This window comes from Nitrospira sp., assembly GCA_024760525.1.
Classification (GTDB): domain Bacteria; phylum Nitrospirota; class Nitrospiria; order Nitrospirales; family Nitrospiraceae; genus Nitrospira_D.
Map to the genome: position 1 here is coordinate 975319 of CP060499.1, position 17646 is coordinate 992964.

Consider the following 17646-nt stretch of genomic DNA (forward strand, 5'->3'; position numbering starts at 1 on the left):
GAGTGCCATAGATGTGCGGCATAGCCGGCGTTCTAACGCGCAGACAATCTGAACCGAACCGTCTTGTTTCCGCGATGGTCAGGGCGATTCGGTATCGCGGGCCTGACGATTCAGGTGTGTGGAGCGATCCGTCTGTAGGCATTGGATTGGGTCATGCCCGGCTGTCGATCCTGGATCTCTCTCCCGCCGGTCACCAACCGATGCACTCGACTTCCGGTCGATATGTGATCGTGTTCAACGGTGAAATCTACAATCATATGGACCTCCGCGAACAGCTTGGAAGTGTGCCGTGGCGCGGTCATTCGGATACTGAAACACTGCTGGCGGCCTTTGAGACCTGGGGTGTCGAAAAAACTCTCCAAACCAGTGTCGGTATGTTTGCCGTAGCTCTGTGGGATCGGGTGGAGCGCTGCTTGATCTTGGCTCGTGACCGCATCGGTGAAAAGCCGCTCTACTATGGATGGCGTAACGGGACGTTCATGTTCGCCTCGGAGCTGAAGGCTTTGGAAGTCCATTCGGACTGGACCGGCGAGATCGATCGGGGCGCTCTGGCGTGCTTTATGCGCTATGCCTATGTGCCATTACCCCACTCGATCTATGTCGGGATCAGGAAACTCTTGCCGGGAAGCTATGTGATGATCTCAGCCATGGATTCGGCGGAGCATTGGTCGGAGCCCAAGCCCTATTGGTCTGCGGTGACGATTGCGGAACAGAACCGGCGGTTTGATTGGACCGATGAGACGGCCACGGATGAACTGTCCCGGCTCTTACATCGCGCAATCGGCGGACAGATGCTGGCCGATGTGCCGCTCGGCGCCTTGCTGTCGGGCGGCGTCGATTCCTCGACCGTGGTGGCTTTGATGCAGGCGCAGTCATCCCGGCCGATCAAGACTTTTTCGATCGGCTTTCTCGAAGACGAATACAATGAGGCGCCTCGGGCGAAAGCCATCGCGGCACACTTGGGAACCGAGCATACCGAACTCTACGTGGGCCCCGCCGACGCGCTAGCAGTGATTCCGCTCTTGCCGTCGATGTATGACGAGCCCTTCGCCGATCCATCCGCTATTCCAACTCACCTTGTCGCCCAGTTGGCCAGGCGGTCTGTCACGGTGGCACTTTCCGGGGACGGGGGTGACGAGCTGTTTGGAGGATACAATCGGTATTTCTGGGGGCGTTTAATCTGGCGGCGGATCGCGCGCCTGCCGAGATCCATGCGGGCTATGATGGCTCGCGCCATGACCGTCCTGTCACCTGACCAGTGGGACCGGTACGGCAGAATATTGCGGCCTGGTCTTCCGGCATCATTGCGGATCCCGACGCTTGGCGACAAAATCCGAAAATTTGCTGAAATCGTCGATGTCGACAGCCGAACAGAGCTGTATCGGCGCTTGGTTTCGCAAGATCGAGAACCGGCCTCCTTGGTTCTCGGCGCCCAAGAGGAACACATATGGGCCGACGGCCAAGCACGGCAGTTGGGAAAGCAGGACTTCAGTGAAGAAATGATGTTCCACGATTTGGTGGGCTATCTCACGGACGATCTCCTGGCCAAGGTCGATCGGGCGGCGATGGCGATCAGTCTCGAAACACGGATGCCCCTGCTCGACCATCGGGTGGTGGAGTTTGCCTGGACTCTTCCGGTTTCGATGAAGATCAGAACTGAGCGTGAAGGGAAGTGGCTGCTCCGGCAGGTCCTGTACCGCCATGTGCCCAAGCAACTCGTCGAAAGGCCCAAGATGGGCTTTGCTCTGCCGTTGGACTCGTGGCTCAGAAGCAGCTTGAGGGACTGGGCCGAAGCGTTGTTAGATGAGTCGCGGCTCCGACGTGAGGGATACTTGGATCCGGTTCCGATTCGAGCGAAATGGCGAGAACATCTCTCGGGTCGGCGCAATTGGCAATACTGGCTCTGGAACGTGTTGATGTTTCAATCTTGGCTGAGTGCTCATGAGCGACCGCCCGCGCCTGCTGTATCTCATCACTGAGGACTGGTATTTCTGGTCTCATCGCGCCGATCTCGCGCGGGCCGCGCAAGAGGCAGGATATGAGGTCGTCGTCGCGACGCGTGTGACCGATCATGGCGAGCGAATCAGAGAGCAAGGGTTTCAGCTCATGCCGCTGGGAATGGTCCGTGGGAGCCACAATCCGTTTCGCGAGTTGATCGCCATCGTCGAACTGGTGCGATTGTATCGCCGTGTCAGACCCACTGTTGTTCACCATGTTGCCATGAAGCCGATTCTCTATGGAACCCTGGCTGCGTGGGTCACTCGAGTTCCCGGGGTGATCAATGCATTTGCCGGTCTCGGGTATGCCTTTGTCGAGGACCGGAGTCGGCTGCTGCGCTGGTGTGTGAAGACGGCGCTGAAGGCTGTGCTCCATTTGGGGCGCTCAACCGTCCTGGTCCAAAACCGCGATGATCAGGACCGGCTTGTCAGAGAAGGAGTGATTCCTGTCTCGCGCACGAGGATCGTTGCGGGCTCCGGCATCGACGTCGAGTTGTATTCTGTACAACCGGAACCGTCCGGTATCCCGATCGTTCTCCTTCCGGCCCGGATGTTATGGGACAAAGGAGTGGGAGAGTTTGTTGAGGCGGCTCGCGACTTGAAACGCAAAGGCGTCACGGCGAGATATGTCCTCGTTGGGCGATGTGATGAACATAATCCTGCTGCGATTCCTCAGGGACGGCTTGCCGGATGGGTACAGGAAGGAGTGGTGGAATGGTGGGGACACCGTGAGAATATGGTGTCGGTGTATGGGGCCGCCACTCTCGTTGTGCTGCCCTCCTATTATGGAGAAGGGCTTCCCAAAGTGCTCCTAGAAGCGGCGGCTTGTGGCAGGGCGATTGTGGCAACGGATATGCCGGGTTGCCGGGATATCGTCAGAGACCGTGACAATGGTCTTCTGGTTCCGCCGAGAGATTCTGTGGCGCTGGCGGCGGCGATTGAGGAACTCTTGGCCGACGGCCGGAGTCGCCGGGCAATGGGCCGCCGAGGCCGGGAACTGGCCGTCGCCGAATGGTCGGTTCCGGAAATCGCAGGGCAGATGCTGAATCTGTACCGAGAACAGTTGAAGGCCGTTTCAACGATGGACCAATTGAACGGGTATGCATGACCAAGGTGTTGGTGACAGGGGCATCAGGGTTTCTCGGATCGTCCGTCGTCAAAGAACTGTCCCGGTCTGGTTATCAAGTTCGGGCGCTCCTTCACGACGCAACGGAATCCATCTCATCGTGGCCAGGAGTCGAAACCGTCGTGGCAGACGTCCGGGATTCTCAGCCGGTCAGAGAGATAGCCGGCGGCTGTGACGCCATTGTGCATCTGGCGGCCAAGGTTCATGCGCTCGATGATGCCGGGTTCGAACATGACTATGAAGCCGTCAATGTTACAGGCACGAAGCACATCCTGGATGCGGCAGTCGAGGCCGGTGTCCGGCGGATCGTGTTTGCGAGTTCAGTCAAAGTCTTCGGCGAAGAGACAAGTGGATGTATCGATGAAACACGGACTCCCGATCCACAGACAGCCTATGGCCGGTCAAAATGGCGCGCCGAACAACTTGTCTCTGCATATGGCGCCCGACATGGTCTCACCGCCGTGTCGCTCCGTCTTCCCATGGTCTATGGACCGACGAACAAAGGTAACCTCTTTCAAATGATCCAAGCGATTGATCGTGGACGGTTTCCTGCGATGCCTCGCCTCCCAGCGGTCCGAAGCCTCTTGCATGTCGGCAACTTCGTCCAGGCCGTATTGCTGTGCCTCCGAGCGCCGAGTATCGGGCGAGCGGCATACATCGTCGCCGACGCCCAGCCGTATTGTGTGACCGATCTGTATGACTGGCTGCGAACCGGATTGGGGAAGGCTCCCCCGCGATGGCGGGTTCCGCTCTGGGTGCTCAAAGGAGGGGCGCGATGTGGAGACTTGCTCAAAGGGATCATCGGACGGCATACTCCCCTGACGACCGAACGTCTGGCAAAGCTCATCGGGTGTGCGTGGTTCAATTCCACCGCCATCACACATGAATTAGGGTACAAGGCGACGCACTCGTTCAAGGAGGCGGTTCCCGAACTGATTGCGTTCTACCGCGGGACAACCGGCGCCGGATCTTGAGAAAGTCAAGCACGGAGAGTAGTGTGACCCGATAAGACGGAAACCATGCAAATCATAATGGTCTTGTTTCCAGCGGTTGTGGCTTTTCTCTCGGCGTGGTGGATCACGCGAAGCTTGTGTTCGCCGAAATCCTTTCTTTCGATACTCGCTCACCCAAATGAGCGAACATTGCATTCCATGCCGACTCCGCAAACCGGAGGGTTGGCCATCGTTGCCAGTGTGGTGATCGGTCTTATTGCAGCCGCAAGCATGCTTGCCATTGCACAACCCACGAAAGCCGTGCTCCCAAAGGGAGTGGCCTCGGGAAGTGTCTGGATCGTGGCTTCGATGCTCCTGATCTTCATTGTGTCCTTCATCGACGATTGTGTCGGTCTCCCCGCAAGCCTCCGCCTGGGTGTGCAAGCAGTCTCTGCTTCTATCATTATCGGCGGTGTCGGACTGACGATGTCATCCATTCCCATACCTGAAGTGCTGGTGATCCATCTAGGACTGGCAGCGATTCCAGTCAGCGCCCTCATGCTGATGTGGATGGCGAACCTCTATAACTTTATGGATGGCATGGATGGATTTGCGGGCGGGATGACGTTTTGGGGGTTCGGCTTTCTTGCCTATTTCGCGTGGGAGGCCAGTTTCCCGATCATGCTCATCATCGCCTCGTTCGTCGCGATGAGTGCGCTGGGATTCCTCGCTCATAACTTCCCGCCGGCGCGTATTTTCATGGGTGATGCCGGGAGTATCACGGTCGGTTTCTTGGCGGGAACATTGATGTTACTTGGAATGCAAGTCAAGATGTTCGATTTTTGGGTGCCGATCATTGTCTTCTCCCCCTTCATTATCGATGCGACCGTGACTTTGATCCGGCGGGCAGTCCGTCGCCAAAAGATCTGGGAGGCTCACCGCGAGCATTACTATCAACGGGTGGTGCTATGCGGATGGAGCCATCGCCGGACTGTGCTCGCAGAGTATGGAGTCATGATTACCTGTGGGGGATTGGCAATTCTCTACCATCATTCAAGCGGAAACTGGCGGTTGCTCATTCTTGGTACATGGCTGATCATGTTTTTCGTACTGGGGAAACTGGTGAATAGGTTGGAGCAGAAGCGAAACGACTCTCATCCCGCCCGAGATCCGCAGATCACAAATGACTGCAATCCCGTCCCTGTGCCGGCACAGGATTCTGCCAAAGTAACCGTCGAAGTGTAGCGTGATCGTGCTTCGCCTCGTGTTGCCTCGACCAGAGTAATTATGTCCGTTTCAAAGAGGGTTTCGGGTATGGGGGAGGGCATGGAGTTGTCCCCTTGGGGGATCGGCCGCCTGCAGATGGAAGCAAGGCGGGTGGCAGGTTGGACAACAACCGCCCTCGGCTTCACCGTACCGATCTGGGTGTCGGCGGACGGTATTCTTGTCGCCCTGCTGGTTGTGTGTTGGCTCGCAAGTGGAGAGTGGCGGGAACGAATCCGTCGAATCACGGCGAATCCGGTGGCAGTGAGCGCCTTGCTCTTGTTCGTGTGGTTGTTGGCCGGGTCTCTATGGGGAATGGGTTCTCTGGAAGAGCGAGTGCTGGCCGTAAAGAAGTATGCCGATCTGCTGCTGATTCCTCTGTTGATTTCGCTGGCGGTTGACATTCACGAGCGAAATCGCGCGCTCCTTGCGCTTACGGCATCGTTGATGGTGACGCTGCTGCTGTCCCTTGCCTTAAGTGTGGGGTTTCTTCCAGGGAGCCAGGCGCTCAATTGTGATCGGTTCAACCCATGCGTATTCAAAAAGCATACGACGCATAACGTGCTGATGGCCTTCGGTGCGTTGTTGTTTGCCGTGTTGGCTTGGAAATCTTCACAGAGGTGGGTGCGATGGGGGTTGGGAGGCGCCGCAGTCTTGGCCGCGGGTAATGTGTTATTGATGGTGCAGGGCCGAACCGGGTATGTGGTGTTGGCCGGACTTGCCGTGATGGCTTTTCATATGTACTTCGGATGGCGAGGCATGCTCGCGGCGATCGTGGGCTTATGCCTGGCATTTTCGGCGGCATATCAGGTTTCGTCTTCTTTCCATCAACGGGTGGAACTCGTCGTCTCCGGGACCACGCAATGGAATCCCCAGGTGGCGGCTGCCGATCCGGTAGGCTGGCGATTGGAATTCTTCTATCATACGGCCGAGATTATTCGGGACCACCCTCTGATGGGCGTCGGCACCGGAGGGTTTGTCCAAGCGTACCGCTCGCGTGCGGTACAACCCGGCATGGCAGTACCTCCCCACCCCCACAATCAATACCTCTTTATCATGGCGCAAGTAGGAATAGTCGGACTCGGCTTATTGCTCTGGTTGTTTGTACAACAGTGGCGCTCGACACCTTTGGTTGGTGATGCAGCGTATGGGCTGCTTGCCAGAGGACTGGTGGTCACCATCGCGGTCGGATGCTTTTTCAACCCTTTCCTCGTCGATCATACGGAGAAACTGTTTTACTGCTGGTTCTCCGGGCTGATGTATTCCGGGATTGCCCCACAACTCGATACGAAGACATGACTCTTTCGACGTATATCATCGCCTACAACGAGGCAATGAAGATTGCCGATGCCATCAATAGCGTGTTATGGGCGGATGAAATCATCGTGGTCGATTCTGCCAGTACGGATGAGACGGCTCGGATCGCGCAGGACTTGGGAGCCCGTGTCGTCCAAATTCCGTTTCAGGGTTTCGGCCATCTACGAAATCAAGCCATCGAGGTCTGTACGCATGAGTGGATTTTCAGCCTCGATACGGATGAACGGTGCACACCTGAAGTCCGGGATGAGATCCTCACGGTTCTTGCTGATACTCCCATACACGACGCCTATCTGGTACCGAGGCGGAATTACTTCATGGGACGTTGGATCACACATTCCGGCTGGTATCCGAATTTCCGCCAACCGCAGTTGTTTCGGAAAGGGGCCATGAAATATGCGGAATCTCCGGTCCACGAAGGCTACGAACTCTTGACTGCCAAGCCGGTCGGACGACTGACGCATGCGATTTGGCAGATCCCCTTCAAGGACTTTGAAGAGGTCGTCAAGAAGGCCAACCGCTATTCGTCGCTTGGAGCGCTGAAGCTTGCCGATCGACGCGTGTCGATGGGAGCGGCCCTGTTTCACGGCCTCTGGTCATTTCTCAAACATTATGTGGTCAAGCGAGGATTTTTGGACGGCTGGCCCGGATTCGTCATCGCTTTCGGAAATTTTGAGGGAACATTTTATCGCTATGCGAAGCGATTCGAACAGCAGGAGATGTGGCCGCCTCCCAAACAGATGCCGCTTCGGCGACCCGGTCACGCCCCTCCGAAATGAAAACCGCGGTGATCGTTACCACGTACAATCGTCCTGATGCGCTGGCGGCTGTATTGGAAGGGTATTGCGGCCAAAGCGATCACGATTTTGAGCTGGTCGTTGCGGATGACGGTTCGAATGAAGAGACGGCGGAGGTCGTTCGGCAGTTTGCGCGGCGCGCACCGTTCTCGCTGGCGCATATCTGGCAGGAGGACCTGGGATTTCGAGCCGCCGCGATTCGCAATCGGGCCGTTGCATCGACGAACGCCGACTACATTATCTTTACGGATGGAGATTGTGTTCCCTCCCGGCATTTCGTGCGTGTCCACAAGCGACTCGCCGAACCGGGTTACTTTCTCGGGTCGAATCGTGTGTTACTTGCCTCCGAGTTGACGAACCGTGTCGTGCACGAGCGGCTGCCGATTCATGCGTGGGGCGGAATCGAGTGGGTCCTTTCCTGGTCACGAAGGGAAGTCAATCGCGTCCTTCCATTGATGACATTACCTGATGGTGGGTTTCGAAAATGGACGCCCGGTCGTTGGAAAGGCATCAAGACCTGCAATCTCTCCGCGTGGCGCGCAGATTTGATCCGTGTGAATGGACTCGACGAGTCCTACGAGGGATGGGGGCTGGAAGATTCCGATCTGGTCATTCGACTTCTCCATGCCGGCGTGAAGCACAAGAACGCACGGTTCGCCGCGACAGTATTTCATTTATGGCACCCTGAACAGGATCGCATGAAACTTGCGACCAATCAGAAACGTTTGGATGAGCTGTTGCAATCGACGGCGGTGCGCGCCGCCATAGGACTTGATCGGCACGCTAGCCTCTGATGCGACACGATACCTAATTGCTCCATGAATCGGGAGATGCGAAGCGCATTGATTGTCTGTACGCGTCGAATCGGCGACGTACTCTTGGCGACACCCGTCGTGCGCTCCCTCAAGACCGCGTTGCCGAACCTGATGGTCGATATGCTGGTGTTCGAAGGGACCCAAGATATCGTGTCGGCTAATAGGGATATCCGGCGAGTTTGGACTATTCCCGAACGTCCGACGATTGGGAAGCATTTGAAATTACTCCGTTCGATGTGGCGCCGCTATGATGTCGCGCTTTCCGTGTTGGCAGGTGATCGGCCCACCTTTCACGCTTGGGCGGCCGGTCGATACCGTATTGGGACTCTCTTGCCGGACAACAAATCACGGTGGAAACAACGCCTGCTCCACGAATGGATTCCCTTTGACAACCTGCAGACGCATACGATCGTCATGAATCTGCGGTTGCTTGAGTCCTTGAAAGTCAAACCTCTTGGAACTCCTATTGTGGCTTGGACGCAAGACGATGAAAATTCAGTTCAGAGCATATTCCCTCAGATGCGGGATGCTCGATATGCCGTGTTGCATATTTCGCCAAAGTTTGCCTACAAGACTTGGACGGTGTCCGGGTGGGTGGCGCTTGGGCGGTGGCTGATTGATCGTGGGATGGGGGTAGTTGTCACAGGCGTGGAGTCAGGTCAAGAGGCATACTGCGAACAAGTCATCCAGGGGTTGCCGGGTGCCGTGAATCTGGTCGGCCGAGTGGCACTGCCGGCCCTTGGTTGTCTCTTAAACCGCGCGGCTCTGTATATCGGAACGGATACGGCCGTGAGTCATATGGCGGCTGCTGTGGGGGTTCCCACCGTCGTGCTCTTTGGGCCGTCAAATCCGGTGAAGTGGGGGCCGTGGCCGAAGGACTTCCTTCCCACGACGCAAAGTCCGTGGGTCAGGCAAGGCTCGCAGCGACAGGGAAATGTGTTTCTGCTCCAAGGAGAGGGGGAATGTGTGCCCTGCTTGGCTGAAGGGTGCGACCACCACATCAACAGTTTGAGTGATTGCCTCCAGCAGCTGTCCGTGCAGCGTGCCATTCAGGCCGTTGAAACCATCCTTGGCGAGCGAACGCTCCTCCTCCCGACCCCGAGGTACGCATGAAACAGTCGGCTGCCAAGCTGTATCACTCCATTGCCGGACGATACGGGAACGTGGTGCTGCTGTATCGGTCATTTCTCGTCATCGGCGCACAGTTGGTTCTGATTCTCTTGGCAAACCTGACCGCGTTTGCACTGCGATTCGATGCCGACCTTTCTCCCGAGTATCGGCAGATCATGTGGGATCACGTTCCCGCCGTGCTGCTGATATTCGGTTCCAGCTTATGGATATTTGGAATTCAGCGAGGGCTTTGGAGATATGTCGGCAGTTACGACCTAGGGAAAATTCTTCTGGCTTCCCTGACCGGTGCGGCGGCCTTTTACGGAGTCATCCATCTCATCGGCGGGATTACCCAGTATCCTCGCTCCGTCATCGTCCTGACCGGCCTGTTGAACGGATTATATTTGTCGGGCATACGATTGGCGGTGCGGGGATTCAGGGAATGGATCCGGATCGCCGATCCGACCGCCCGGCGAGTGCTGATCGTCGGCGCGGGAAATGCCGGCGAGTTGCTGGTGAGAGACATGCTTTCCGATGCCAACTATAACAGCCGGCCGGTCGGGTTTGTGGATGATGATCCCATCAAACGCAAGATGTCGATCCATGGAATACCCGTCGTGGGTACGATCGCCGATATTAGACATGCGGCGGATCGGCTGGAAGTCCAGGAGATCATCGTCGCCATTCCATCCGCATCAACCACGGTGAAGCAAAAAATTCTGGCGGCTTCGGAGGGGTGTACTGTCCCGATCAAGACCTTACCCAATCTCAAACAGCTATTGGGTGACCCCGTCTCGTTGCAACAAGTACGGCCGATGAGTCTGGACGATTTGCTTCAGCGCGAGCCGATCCAGACTGATTGCCAGGACCTGCACCCGCTCATCACGGGTAAGACATTGCTGGTCACAGGGGCGGGAGGTTCGATTGGTTCCGAGCTATGCCGGCAGATTTCACAGTACAAGCCCAAGACCTTGGTGCTGTTTGAGCGGTATGAAAATGCCCTTCATGCGCTCTTGCTGGAATTGAGAGCGGCCTTTCCGGAAGCGCAGATTCTCCCCTGCATCGGGGACGTGACGGTGCCCGACCGTGTATCGGAAGTGTTCCGCCAAACCGGTCCCGATATTGTGTTTCATGCAGCGGCACATAAACATGTTCCGCTCATGGAACTGAATCCAAAGGAAGCGATTCGCAACAATATCTTAGGAACCCGTGTGGTTGCCGAAGCCGCCATGAAGTCAGGCGTCGACCGTTTCGTTCTCATTTCCACAGACAAGGCGGTCAACCCATCGAGCATCATGGGAGTCACGAAGAGAATTGCCGAGCATTTGCTTCAGGATTTGAACCATACGGGACTGACGAAGTTCACCGTCGTGCGGTTCGGCAACGTGCTGGGCAGCAATGGAAGCGTGGTCCCTCTCTTCACCGAGCAGATTCGTAAAGGTGGACCGGTGACGGTGACCCATCCGGAGATCAAGCGGTTTTTCATGACGATCCCAGAAGCGGTGCAACTGGTGCTGCAGGCAAGTGTGATGGGACGGGGAGGAGAAGTGTTTGTCCTGGACATGGGTGAGCAAATCCGAATCGCCGATCTCGCCAGAAACATGATTGTGTTGGCCGGCCTGGTTCCCGGCAAGGATATCGACATCATCTTTACCGGTCTACGGCCCGGAGAAAAGTTGTATGAAGAACTCTTTGAGGAACGTGAACTGGTTGAGGCGACCGCTCATCCCAAGATCCATCGAGCCGCAGGAGCCCTTGTCCCAGTCGGCGAACTGAGCGCATGGTTGGAGTCATTGCAGGCCAATCTGCCGAAATACGAGGAAGAGGAGCTGCTCCGAGACCTGAAGCGGCTTGTCCCGAGTTTTCGTCCGAATCTCTAGTCAGGGGGCCGGCAGTATTTGCATGTCGACACGACGCCCCCTGGCGCCCATCGAACCCTCTACAGTTTTAACCGATGCCAACCGATAAGAACAGAAAGTGCCCGACGGGAATAGGAGGGTGAGGCAGTGAAAGGTGTCGTGCTGGCGGGAGGCTTGGGAAGCAGATTATTGCCTCTCACGAAGGTCACGAACAAGCATCTATTGCCGGTGTATAACCGGCCGATGATCTATTATCCGATTCAGACGCTGGTCAATGCGGGTGTGACGGAAATCATGTTGGTCACCGGGGGGAATAGCGCCGGCGATTTCCTGAAACTGCTCGGGAATGGCAAAGAATTCGGCCTTCAACATCTCAATTATACCTATCAGGAGGGTGAGGGAGGCATTGCCGACGCCCTCCGGTTGGCGGAGCACTTTGCCGATGGTGAACCGATCTGCGTCGTGTTGGGGGACAACATTATTCAGGGAAACATCGCCATGGCGGCGGACCGCTTTCGAAGTCAGCGAAAGGGAGCGAAGATTCTTCTCAAAGAAGTGAAAGATCCGCAACGGTTCGGCGTGCCGGTTTTGGAGAGAGAACGTGTCGTAAGAATCGAGGAAAAGCCGCTCGAGCCACGGTCGCCCTATGCCGTGACCGGCATTTACTTTTATGATCCGCACGTCTTCGAGTTCATCCGGGAACTGAAGCCCTCTGCAAGAGGGGAGCTGGAGATTACCGACGTCAACAACGCGTATATCAAGGCCGGGACGCTGACATGGGATCTGCTTCAGGGATGGTGGACGGATGCCGGCACCATCGAGTCATTATACCTGGCCAATCAGCTCGTCGGCCAAACCGGCGCAAACAACCTTCAAGTGGAATCGTAGATGCGCATTCTTGTTACCGGCGGCGCCGGGTTCATCGGCTCTCATCTGGTTCGACGTCTGCTGGTGTCGTCCCAGCATCAGATCGTCAATCTCGATGCCCTCCGTTATTCGGGGAACTTGACGAATCTGGACGCGGTCAGCCGGCATCCGGGGTATGTCTTTGTCCATGGCGATATTTGCGATGCGCAACTGGTTTCATCCGTGATTCGCAAATATCAAATCGAAGGTATCATCAATTGCGCTGCGGAGACGCATGTCGACCGTTCGATTCTTGACCCGGGTAGCTTTGCGCGCACTGATGTGGTGGGCACGGGCGTGTTGCTTGAAGAGGGGCGCCATGCCGGGGTTGCGCGGTTTCTACAAGTCAGTACCGACGAGGTCTACGGTAACGTCGAATCCGGTCTGTCGACCGAAGCCGATCGGTTGGCGCCGCGCAGCCCCTATTCAGCCAGCAAAGCCGGGGGGGATCTTCTTGTGCTGAGCTATTGGACGACCTATGGATTTCCGGTGGTCGTGACAAGAGGCAGCAATACCTACGGTTCCAATCAGTATCCGGAAAAATTTATTCCTCTCTTCGTGACGAACGCCATCGATGATCAGCTGTTGCCGGTGTACGGTGACGGAAGATATTGCCGAGATTGGCTTGCTGTCGAAGATCATTGTGCCGCGATCGAACGGGCATTTTTTGATGGGGAACCAGGAGCCGTCTACAATATCGGTGGGGGAAACGAGCGCGAAAATATCGTGGTTGCCGAGGAGATTCTCTCGTATCTGGGCAAGCCGAAGAGCTTACTTCGCTTTGTGACGGACCGGCCCGGTCACGACCGCCGTTATGCCGTTGATTGTGGAAAACTGCGGCAGCTGGGATGGTGCCCTGCCGTACCGTTCGAAGAAGGGTTGCGCGCGACGGTCCGTTGGTATCAAGAGCATGCATCCTGGTGGCGTCCCATCAAATCCGGAGAGTTCCGGAAGTACTATGAGCAGATGTACGGCAAACGGTTGCAGCAAGTGAGTTAGAACGACGAGTCCTGGTGAATAACCGACGGTCACACCAGTCCGAGACTCCACCTATATCGCAGTTTCAAGCCAGTCGATTGCCACCATGCGAATTCTCCTCACCGGGGCCAATGGGCAACTGGGTACCGTGCTCCGCAGGGCGCTCGGATCCGAAACAGTCATCACCAAAGATTTGCCGGACTTCGATCTCACGCAGCTGACGGTTCATGACGAAATCGTTGAAGCCTCGCCGGATTTGATTATTCATGCGGGGGCGTACACAGATGTGGATGGGGCCGAGCGGGACCCCGACCTCGCGATGGCGGTGAACGCGAGGGGAACGGAGCAGGTTGCGAAGGCCGCCGTTCGGCTTGGAGCCCGCCTGATCTACATTTCCACCGACTATGTGTTCGACGGCGAGCAGCAAAGACCATATGGTGAGCACGATAACCCTCGCCCGATCAATCACTATGGACTGTCAAAATGGAAGGGAGAACAAGTTGTTCTGACATCGGGAGCCAATGCGCTTATCATCCGGACGGCATGGCTCTACGGCGCCGTCGGTAAGAATTTCGTGAAGTCGATCATGCGCGCCGCGCAAAGCGAGTCGGTCGTGAAGGTCGTGAATGATCAGTATGGATGCCCCACGTATGCCGAAGACCTGGCCTCCGTCGTCGCTTCGCTTACCGGTCGGGATGTGCAGGGAATCGTCCATGTCACGAATCGTGGACAGTGCACGTGGTATGAGTTTGCGCAGGCCATCGTCCGCGAGATGGATCTCCCCTGTTCTGTCCTGCCGATCACGACCCAGCAGGCAGGCCGCCTCGCAAAGCGGCCACCCTATTCTGTGCTGAGTGCGGACCGGCTGGTGTCATTGGGTTTCGCGTTACCTGAATGGCGCCAGGCATTGACCCGATTTGCCAAGGACGTTCAGGTCCCTCTCCCAGACCCTCAATAAGCAAGCGTTCATCCCGGCCAAAATCCTTTGCAATGGCCGAGAGACTCGCTAAGATAGCGATCGATTGCTGCCGGGGAGGCAACCTCTGCTTGTGAAACACTGGTGAAACTCAAGACTCGGCAAAAGCCCGCGAGGAGTCTCCTGCGGAATATCCGATTGCTGGCAACCGATGTGGATGGAGTGCTGACCGATGCCGGCATGTATTATTCTGAGTCGGGTGATGAATGGAAAAAGTTCAATACCCGCGACGGAATGGGGATCAAACTGCTGCAGAAGGCCGGACTCATCACGGCGATCGTCACGCAGGAACGGACCAGATTGGTGGCCAGGCGGGCTGAAAAACTCGCCATCCCCGAGCTTCATCAGGGGGTGATGGACAAATTGTCGGTGATTCGAGACATGGCGACACGGCATGGCATCTCACTCCGGCAAGTTGCGTATATCGGCGATGACGTGAACGACATCGAAGCGTTGAAAGCCGTGGGGTTGTCAGCGGCTCCCGCGGATGGTCTCCCTCAAGTGTTGGAGATCGTCGGCTATGTCTGCCGCCAAAAGGGTGGAGAGGGGGCGGTCCGAGAGCTTGCGGACATGATTCTCCACTCTCGTAGCGAGACGAACATCACAAGACAGAATCGTTGAGGGAAGGTATGGCGCGCACATCCAATCTCTATCCAGTGATCATGGCAGGGGGCAGCGGCACCAGGTTTTGGCCGTTAAGTCGCCATCTGTTTCCGAAGCAGCTCTTGCGGATCGGGGGAGAGCATACGTTGATTCAGCAAACCATGCGACGCGTCTCAGGCTGTGCGCCCGCAGCTCACGTACTGATCTCGACGAATGCGGCGCAGGCCGACCTCATCCGTGGCCAATTGGCCGATTGGAAGGACGACCTGACCGATGGATTCCTTTTGGAACCGGAAGGACGGAACACAGCGCCCGCCATTGCATTTGCCGCCATCGAAGTGTTGGCACGTGATCCTGATGGTCTCATGCTGGTCGTTCCTGCCGATCATGTGGTAACAGGGCAGCGGGATTTTGAGGCGGCGGTTCAATTGGCTTCCACATTGGCAGCGGAGGGTTATTTGGTCACGTTTGGGATCAAGCCGATTCGACCGGAAACGGGGTACGGCTATATCAAACCGAACGGCAAAGTACTGCTCGGCAAACAGGGAAAGCTGAAGGGACATCCTGTTCAAAAATTCGTGGAAAAGCCCAATGCGACTAAGGCAACCCAATACCTCAAGGCAGGTCACTATTTTTGGAACAGCGGTATGTTTGTCTGGCGTGCTGCGACGATCTTGGAGGAGATTGCCCTTCATCAGCCCACGATTGCGGCCTCAATGGAACGCATTCGGAAACTCAAGAAGGACGGCGCGTCTAAACAGTCGATAGACGACGTGTATCGACAAATCACGCCGGTCTCTATCGACACCGGTGTGATGGAACGGTCGTCGAAGGCGGCCGTGGTGCCGGTGACCTTCAAGTGGTCGGATGTCGGGAGTTGGGGCAGTTTGGACGAAGTGGCGGAAAGGAATAAGGCCGGCAACGTCCTGACCGGACGAGTGATCGACCTTGAGAGCACCCATTCGATTGTCTACGCGGACCGGCGTGTTGTCGCGACGATCGGATTACAAGACATGGTTGTGGTGGATACCCCTGATGCGACATTAGTGTGTCCGAAGTCAAGAGCGCAGGACGTGAAGAAGATCGTCGATGTACTCAAGCAACAGCAGGCACCCGAACACCTAGAACACCTGACGGTTCAGCGGCCATGGGGTTCGTACACGATACTGGAAGAAGGTCCGGGGTTCAAAGTGAAACGTGTGACGGTCAACCCCGGTGGACGGCTCTCGCTTCAGTTGCATCACAAGCGTAGCGAACATTGGGTCGTGATCGCGGGCACCGCGCGCGTGACAAGAGACCAAGAAGTGTTCGATTTAAGGGTTGGAGAAAGCACGGCCATTCCGGTCAACACCAAACATCGTTTAGAGAATCCGGGACAGGAGACCGTTCACATCATCGAAGTGCAGAACGGACCCTACCTCGGTGAGGATGATATTGTGCGGTTCAAGGATGATTACGGCCGGGTAGCGATGAGTTGACGAAAGGAAGAGTCGGCGGGTCTCACCAACGCGCCAAGTATGGGTCCGCCGAGGAGTTTACGAAGGAGGGATCGTGGGTTTGTTTCGGGAATATGATCTTCGCGGAATTGTCGGCAGGGAACTGACCGAGGAGGTGGCCGAACGGTTTGGTCGAGCCTATTCCACATATGTCAGCGTGCGTGGAGTGAAGACGATCAGTCTTGGGCGTGACGGTCGATTAAGCTCTCCAGTCCTCCACAAGGCATTGCTCAAGGGTCTGCTTGCCGGAGGGCTCGACGTGATCGATATCGGAATTTGTACGTCCCCGCTGGTCTACTTTTCCTTGTTCACGCTGCCGGTGGGCGGCGGCATCATGATCACAGGAAGCCACAACGCGGCAGAATATAACGGGTTTAAGGTCTGTATCGGCAAAACAGCCATCCATGGAGAGGAAATTCAGGAACTTCGGCGAGTGATGGAACAAGGCACCTTCGTGCCGGGAGAAGGTCGTCTTTCAGAGCACCCGATTATTCCTGACTATCTGGCGCACCTCAAGAAGAGTTTTTCGCATGTCAGCGCACATCGGCTGCATGTCGTGATCGATAGCGGGAACGGCGCGGCTTCGCTCGTGGCCAAGCAAGCCCTCGAGTTGTTGGGGTGTAAGGTGACAGGATTGTATTGTGATCTGGATGGATCTTTCCCCAATCACCATCCGGACCCTACGGTGCTGGAAAACCTCTCGGACTTGATGCAGGCTGTGAAGAATTACCAGGCTGATGTGGGAATCGGTTATGACGGGGATGCGGATCGCATCGGGGCCATCGACGAGCAGGGCAATGTTTTGTGGGGCGACCGCCTCTTAGTTCTCTACTCCCGCGATATCTTGGCCGTGAAACCCGGCAGCACGGTCATCTCGGAAGTGAAGGCTTCTCAAAGTCTGTATGATGATATTGCCAAACAGGGCGGACGTCCGATCATGTGGAAGACGGGGCATTCATTGATCAAAGCCAAGATGAAAGAGGAATCGGCGGTATTGGCCGGTGAAATGTCCGGGCATATGTTTTTTGCGGATCGGTATTTCGGATATGACGACGCAGTCTATGCGTCTTGCCGGCTGATCGAAATCTTGGCCAAAGCGCAACGGCCGCTTTCGTCCCTCGTCTCTGATCTTCCCCACTCGGTGGTCACTCCTGAAATACGAGTGGACCTTCCCGATGCCGTCAAGTTCGATGTCGTTGAACAGATTCGCATGAAATTTGAGGAATACCTGAGGACCAAGCAAAGCCTTGGGCCCCACAAGCTTGTCCTTCAGGGCCTCATCACGATCGACGGTGTCCGTGCGAAATTCGACGATGGATGGGGGCTCATCAGGGCGTCCAACACCCAACCGGCCTTAGTGCTGAGATTTGAAGCGATATCTTCTGCCCAGCTCGATGTCATTCGAGCGCTCATTGAAGATGAACTCGCAGAGGCGAGACGAGCCCTCGGGTGCTAGCAGGTGCCCAGACCT

General features: G+C 56.3%; 15 protein-coding genes. All 15 read left to right on the plus strand.

Annotated elements, in window-relative coordinates; all coding sequences use genetic code 11:
• Positions 1 to 11: 11 nt before the first annotated feature.
• The 15 genes from asnB (at position 12) to H8K04_04765 (ending at position 17631) form a co-directional block, all read left to right on the plus strand.
• Positions 12 to 1979, plus strand: a complete 1968-nt coding sequence (gene asnB, locus H8K04_04695) for an asparagine synthase (glutamine-hydrolyzing) (protein UVT16858.1) — start codon at positions 12 to 14, stop codon at positions 1977 to 1979.
• Positions 1942 to 3105 (plus strand): glycosyltransferase family 4 protein, encoded by a 1164-nt coding sequence (locus tag H8K04_04700; protein ID UVT16859.1) that lies wholly within the window; start codon positions 1942 to 1944, stop codon positions 3103 to 3105. The genes asnB and H8K04_04700 overlap by 38 nt, the downstream gene beginning before the upstream one ends.
• Positions 3102 to 4097, plus strand: coding sequence for an NAD-dependent epimerase/dehydratase family protein (locus H8K04_04705; GenBank protein ID UVT16860.1), 996 nt, complete (start codon positions 3102 to 3104; stop codon positions 4095 to 4097). The genes H8K04_04700 and H8K04_04705 overlap by 4 nt, the downstream gene beginning before the upstream one ends.
• A gap of 177 nt (positions 4098 to 4274) precedes the next feature.
• Positions 4275 to 5300 carry a glycosyltransferase family 4 protein gene (locus tag H8K04_04710; GenBank protein ID UVT16861.1) on the plus strand — a complete coding sequence of 342 codons (1026 nt, stop codon included), beginning with the start codon at positions 4275 to 4277 and terminating at the stop codon, positions 5298 to 5300.
• 81 nt (positions 5301 to 5381) lie between these two features.
• Complete coding sequence (locus H8K04_04715) at positions 5382 to 6617, plus strand: O-antigen ligase family protein (GenBank protein UVT16862.1); 1236 nt, start codon at positions 5382 to 5384, stop codon at positions 6615 to 6617.
• A complete protein-coding gene (locus tag H8K04_04720; protein ID UVT16863.1) occupies positions 6614 to 7414 on the plus strand; it encodes a glycosyltransferase family 2 protein in 801 nt (266 codons plus the stop codon). The genes H8K04_04715 and H8K04_04720 overlap by 4 nt, the downstream gene beginning before the upstream one ends.
• The gene (locus tag H8K04_04725; GenBank protein UVT17866.1) at positions 7411 to 8226 is read left to right on the plus strand and encodes a glycosyltransferase family 2 protein; all 816 of its coding nucleotides are present in this window, start codon (positions 7411 to 7413) and stop codon (positions 8224 to 8226) included. Before H8K04_04720 ends, H8K04_04725 begins: the two co-directional genes overlap by 4 nt.
• Before the next feature lie 36 nt (positions 8227 to 8262).
• Positions 8263 to 9360 (plus strand): glycosyltransferase family 9 protein, encoded by a 1098-nt coding sequence (locus H8K04_04730; protein UVT16864.1) that lies wholly within the window; start codon positions 8263 to 8265, stop codon positions 9358 to 9360.
• The gene (locus H8K04_04735; GenBank protein UVT16865.1) at positions 9357 to 11237 is read left to right on the plus strand and encodes a polysaccharide biosynthesis protein; all 1881 of its coding nucleotides are present in this window, start codon (positions 9357 to 9359) and stop codon (positions 11235 to 11237) included. Before H8K04_04730 ends, H8K04_04735 begins: the two co-directional genes overlap by 4 nt.
• Before the next feature lie 126 nt (positions 11238 to 11363).
• Positions 11364 to 12104 (plus strand): NTP transferase domain-containing protein, encoded by a 741-nt coding sequence (locus H8K04_04740; protein UVT16866.1) that lies wholly within the window; start codon positions 11364 to 11366, stop codon positions 12102 to 12104.
• Positions 12105 to 13121 carry a dTDP-glucose 4,6-dehydratase gene (rfbB, locus tag H8K04_04745; protein UVT16867.1) on the plus strand — a complete coding sequence of 339 codons (1017 nt, stop codon included), beginning with the start codon at positions 12105 to 12107 and terminating at the stop codon, positions 13119 to 13121.
• Between the two features lie 85 nt (positions 13122 to 13206).
• Positions 13207 to 14058 (plus strand): dTDP-4-dehydrorhamnose reductase, encoded by an 852-nt coding sequence (gene rfbD / locus H8K04_04750; GenBank protein ID UVT16868.1) that lies wholly within the window; start codon positions 13207 to 13209, stop codon positions 14056 to 14058.
• Positions 14059 to 14214: 156 nt separating this feature from the next.
• On the plus strand, positions 14215 to 14697 hold the full coding sequence (locus tag H8K04_04755; GenBank protein ID UVT17867.1) for an HAD-IIIA family hydrolase: 483 nt from the start codon (positions 14215 to 14217) through the stop codon (positions 14695 to 14697).
• A gap of 8 nt (positions 14698 to 14705) precedes the next feature.
• Positions 14706 to 16157: a mannose-1-phosphate guanylyltransferase/mannose-6-phosphate isomerase gene (locus tag H8K04_04760; GenBank protein UVT16869.1), complete on the plus strand. Its 1452-nt coding sequence runs from the start codon at positions 14706 to 14708 to the stop codon at positions 16155 to 16157.
• Between the two features lie 73 nt (positions 16158 to 16230).
• Entirely contained in the window at positions 16231 to 17631 is a 1401-nt protein-coding gene (locus H8K04_04765; GenBank protein ID UVT16870.1) for a phosphomannomutase/phosphoglucomutase, read from the plus strand.
• The last annotated feature ends 15 nt before the right edge of the window (positions 17632 to 17646 follow it).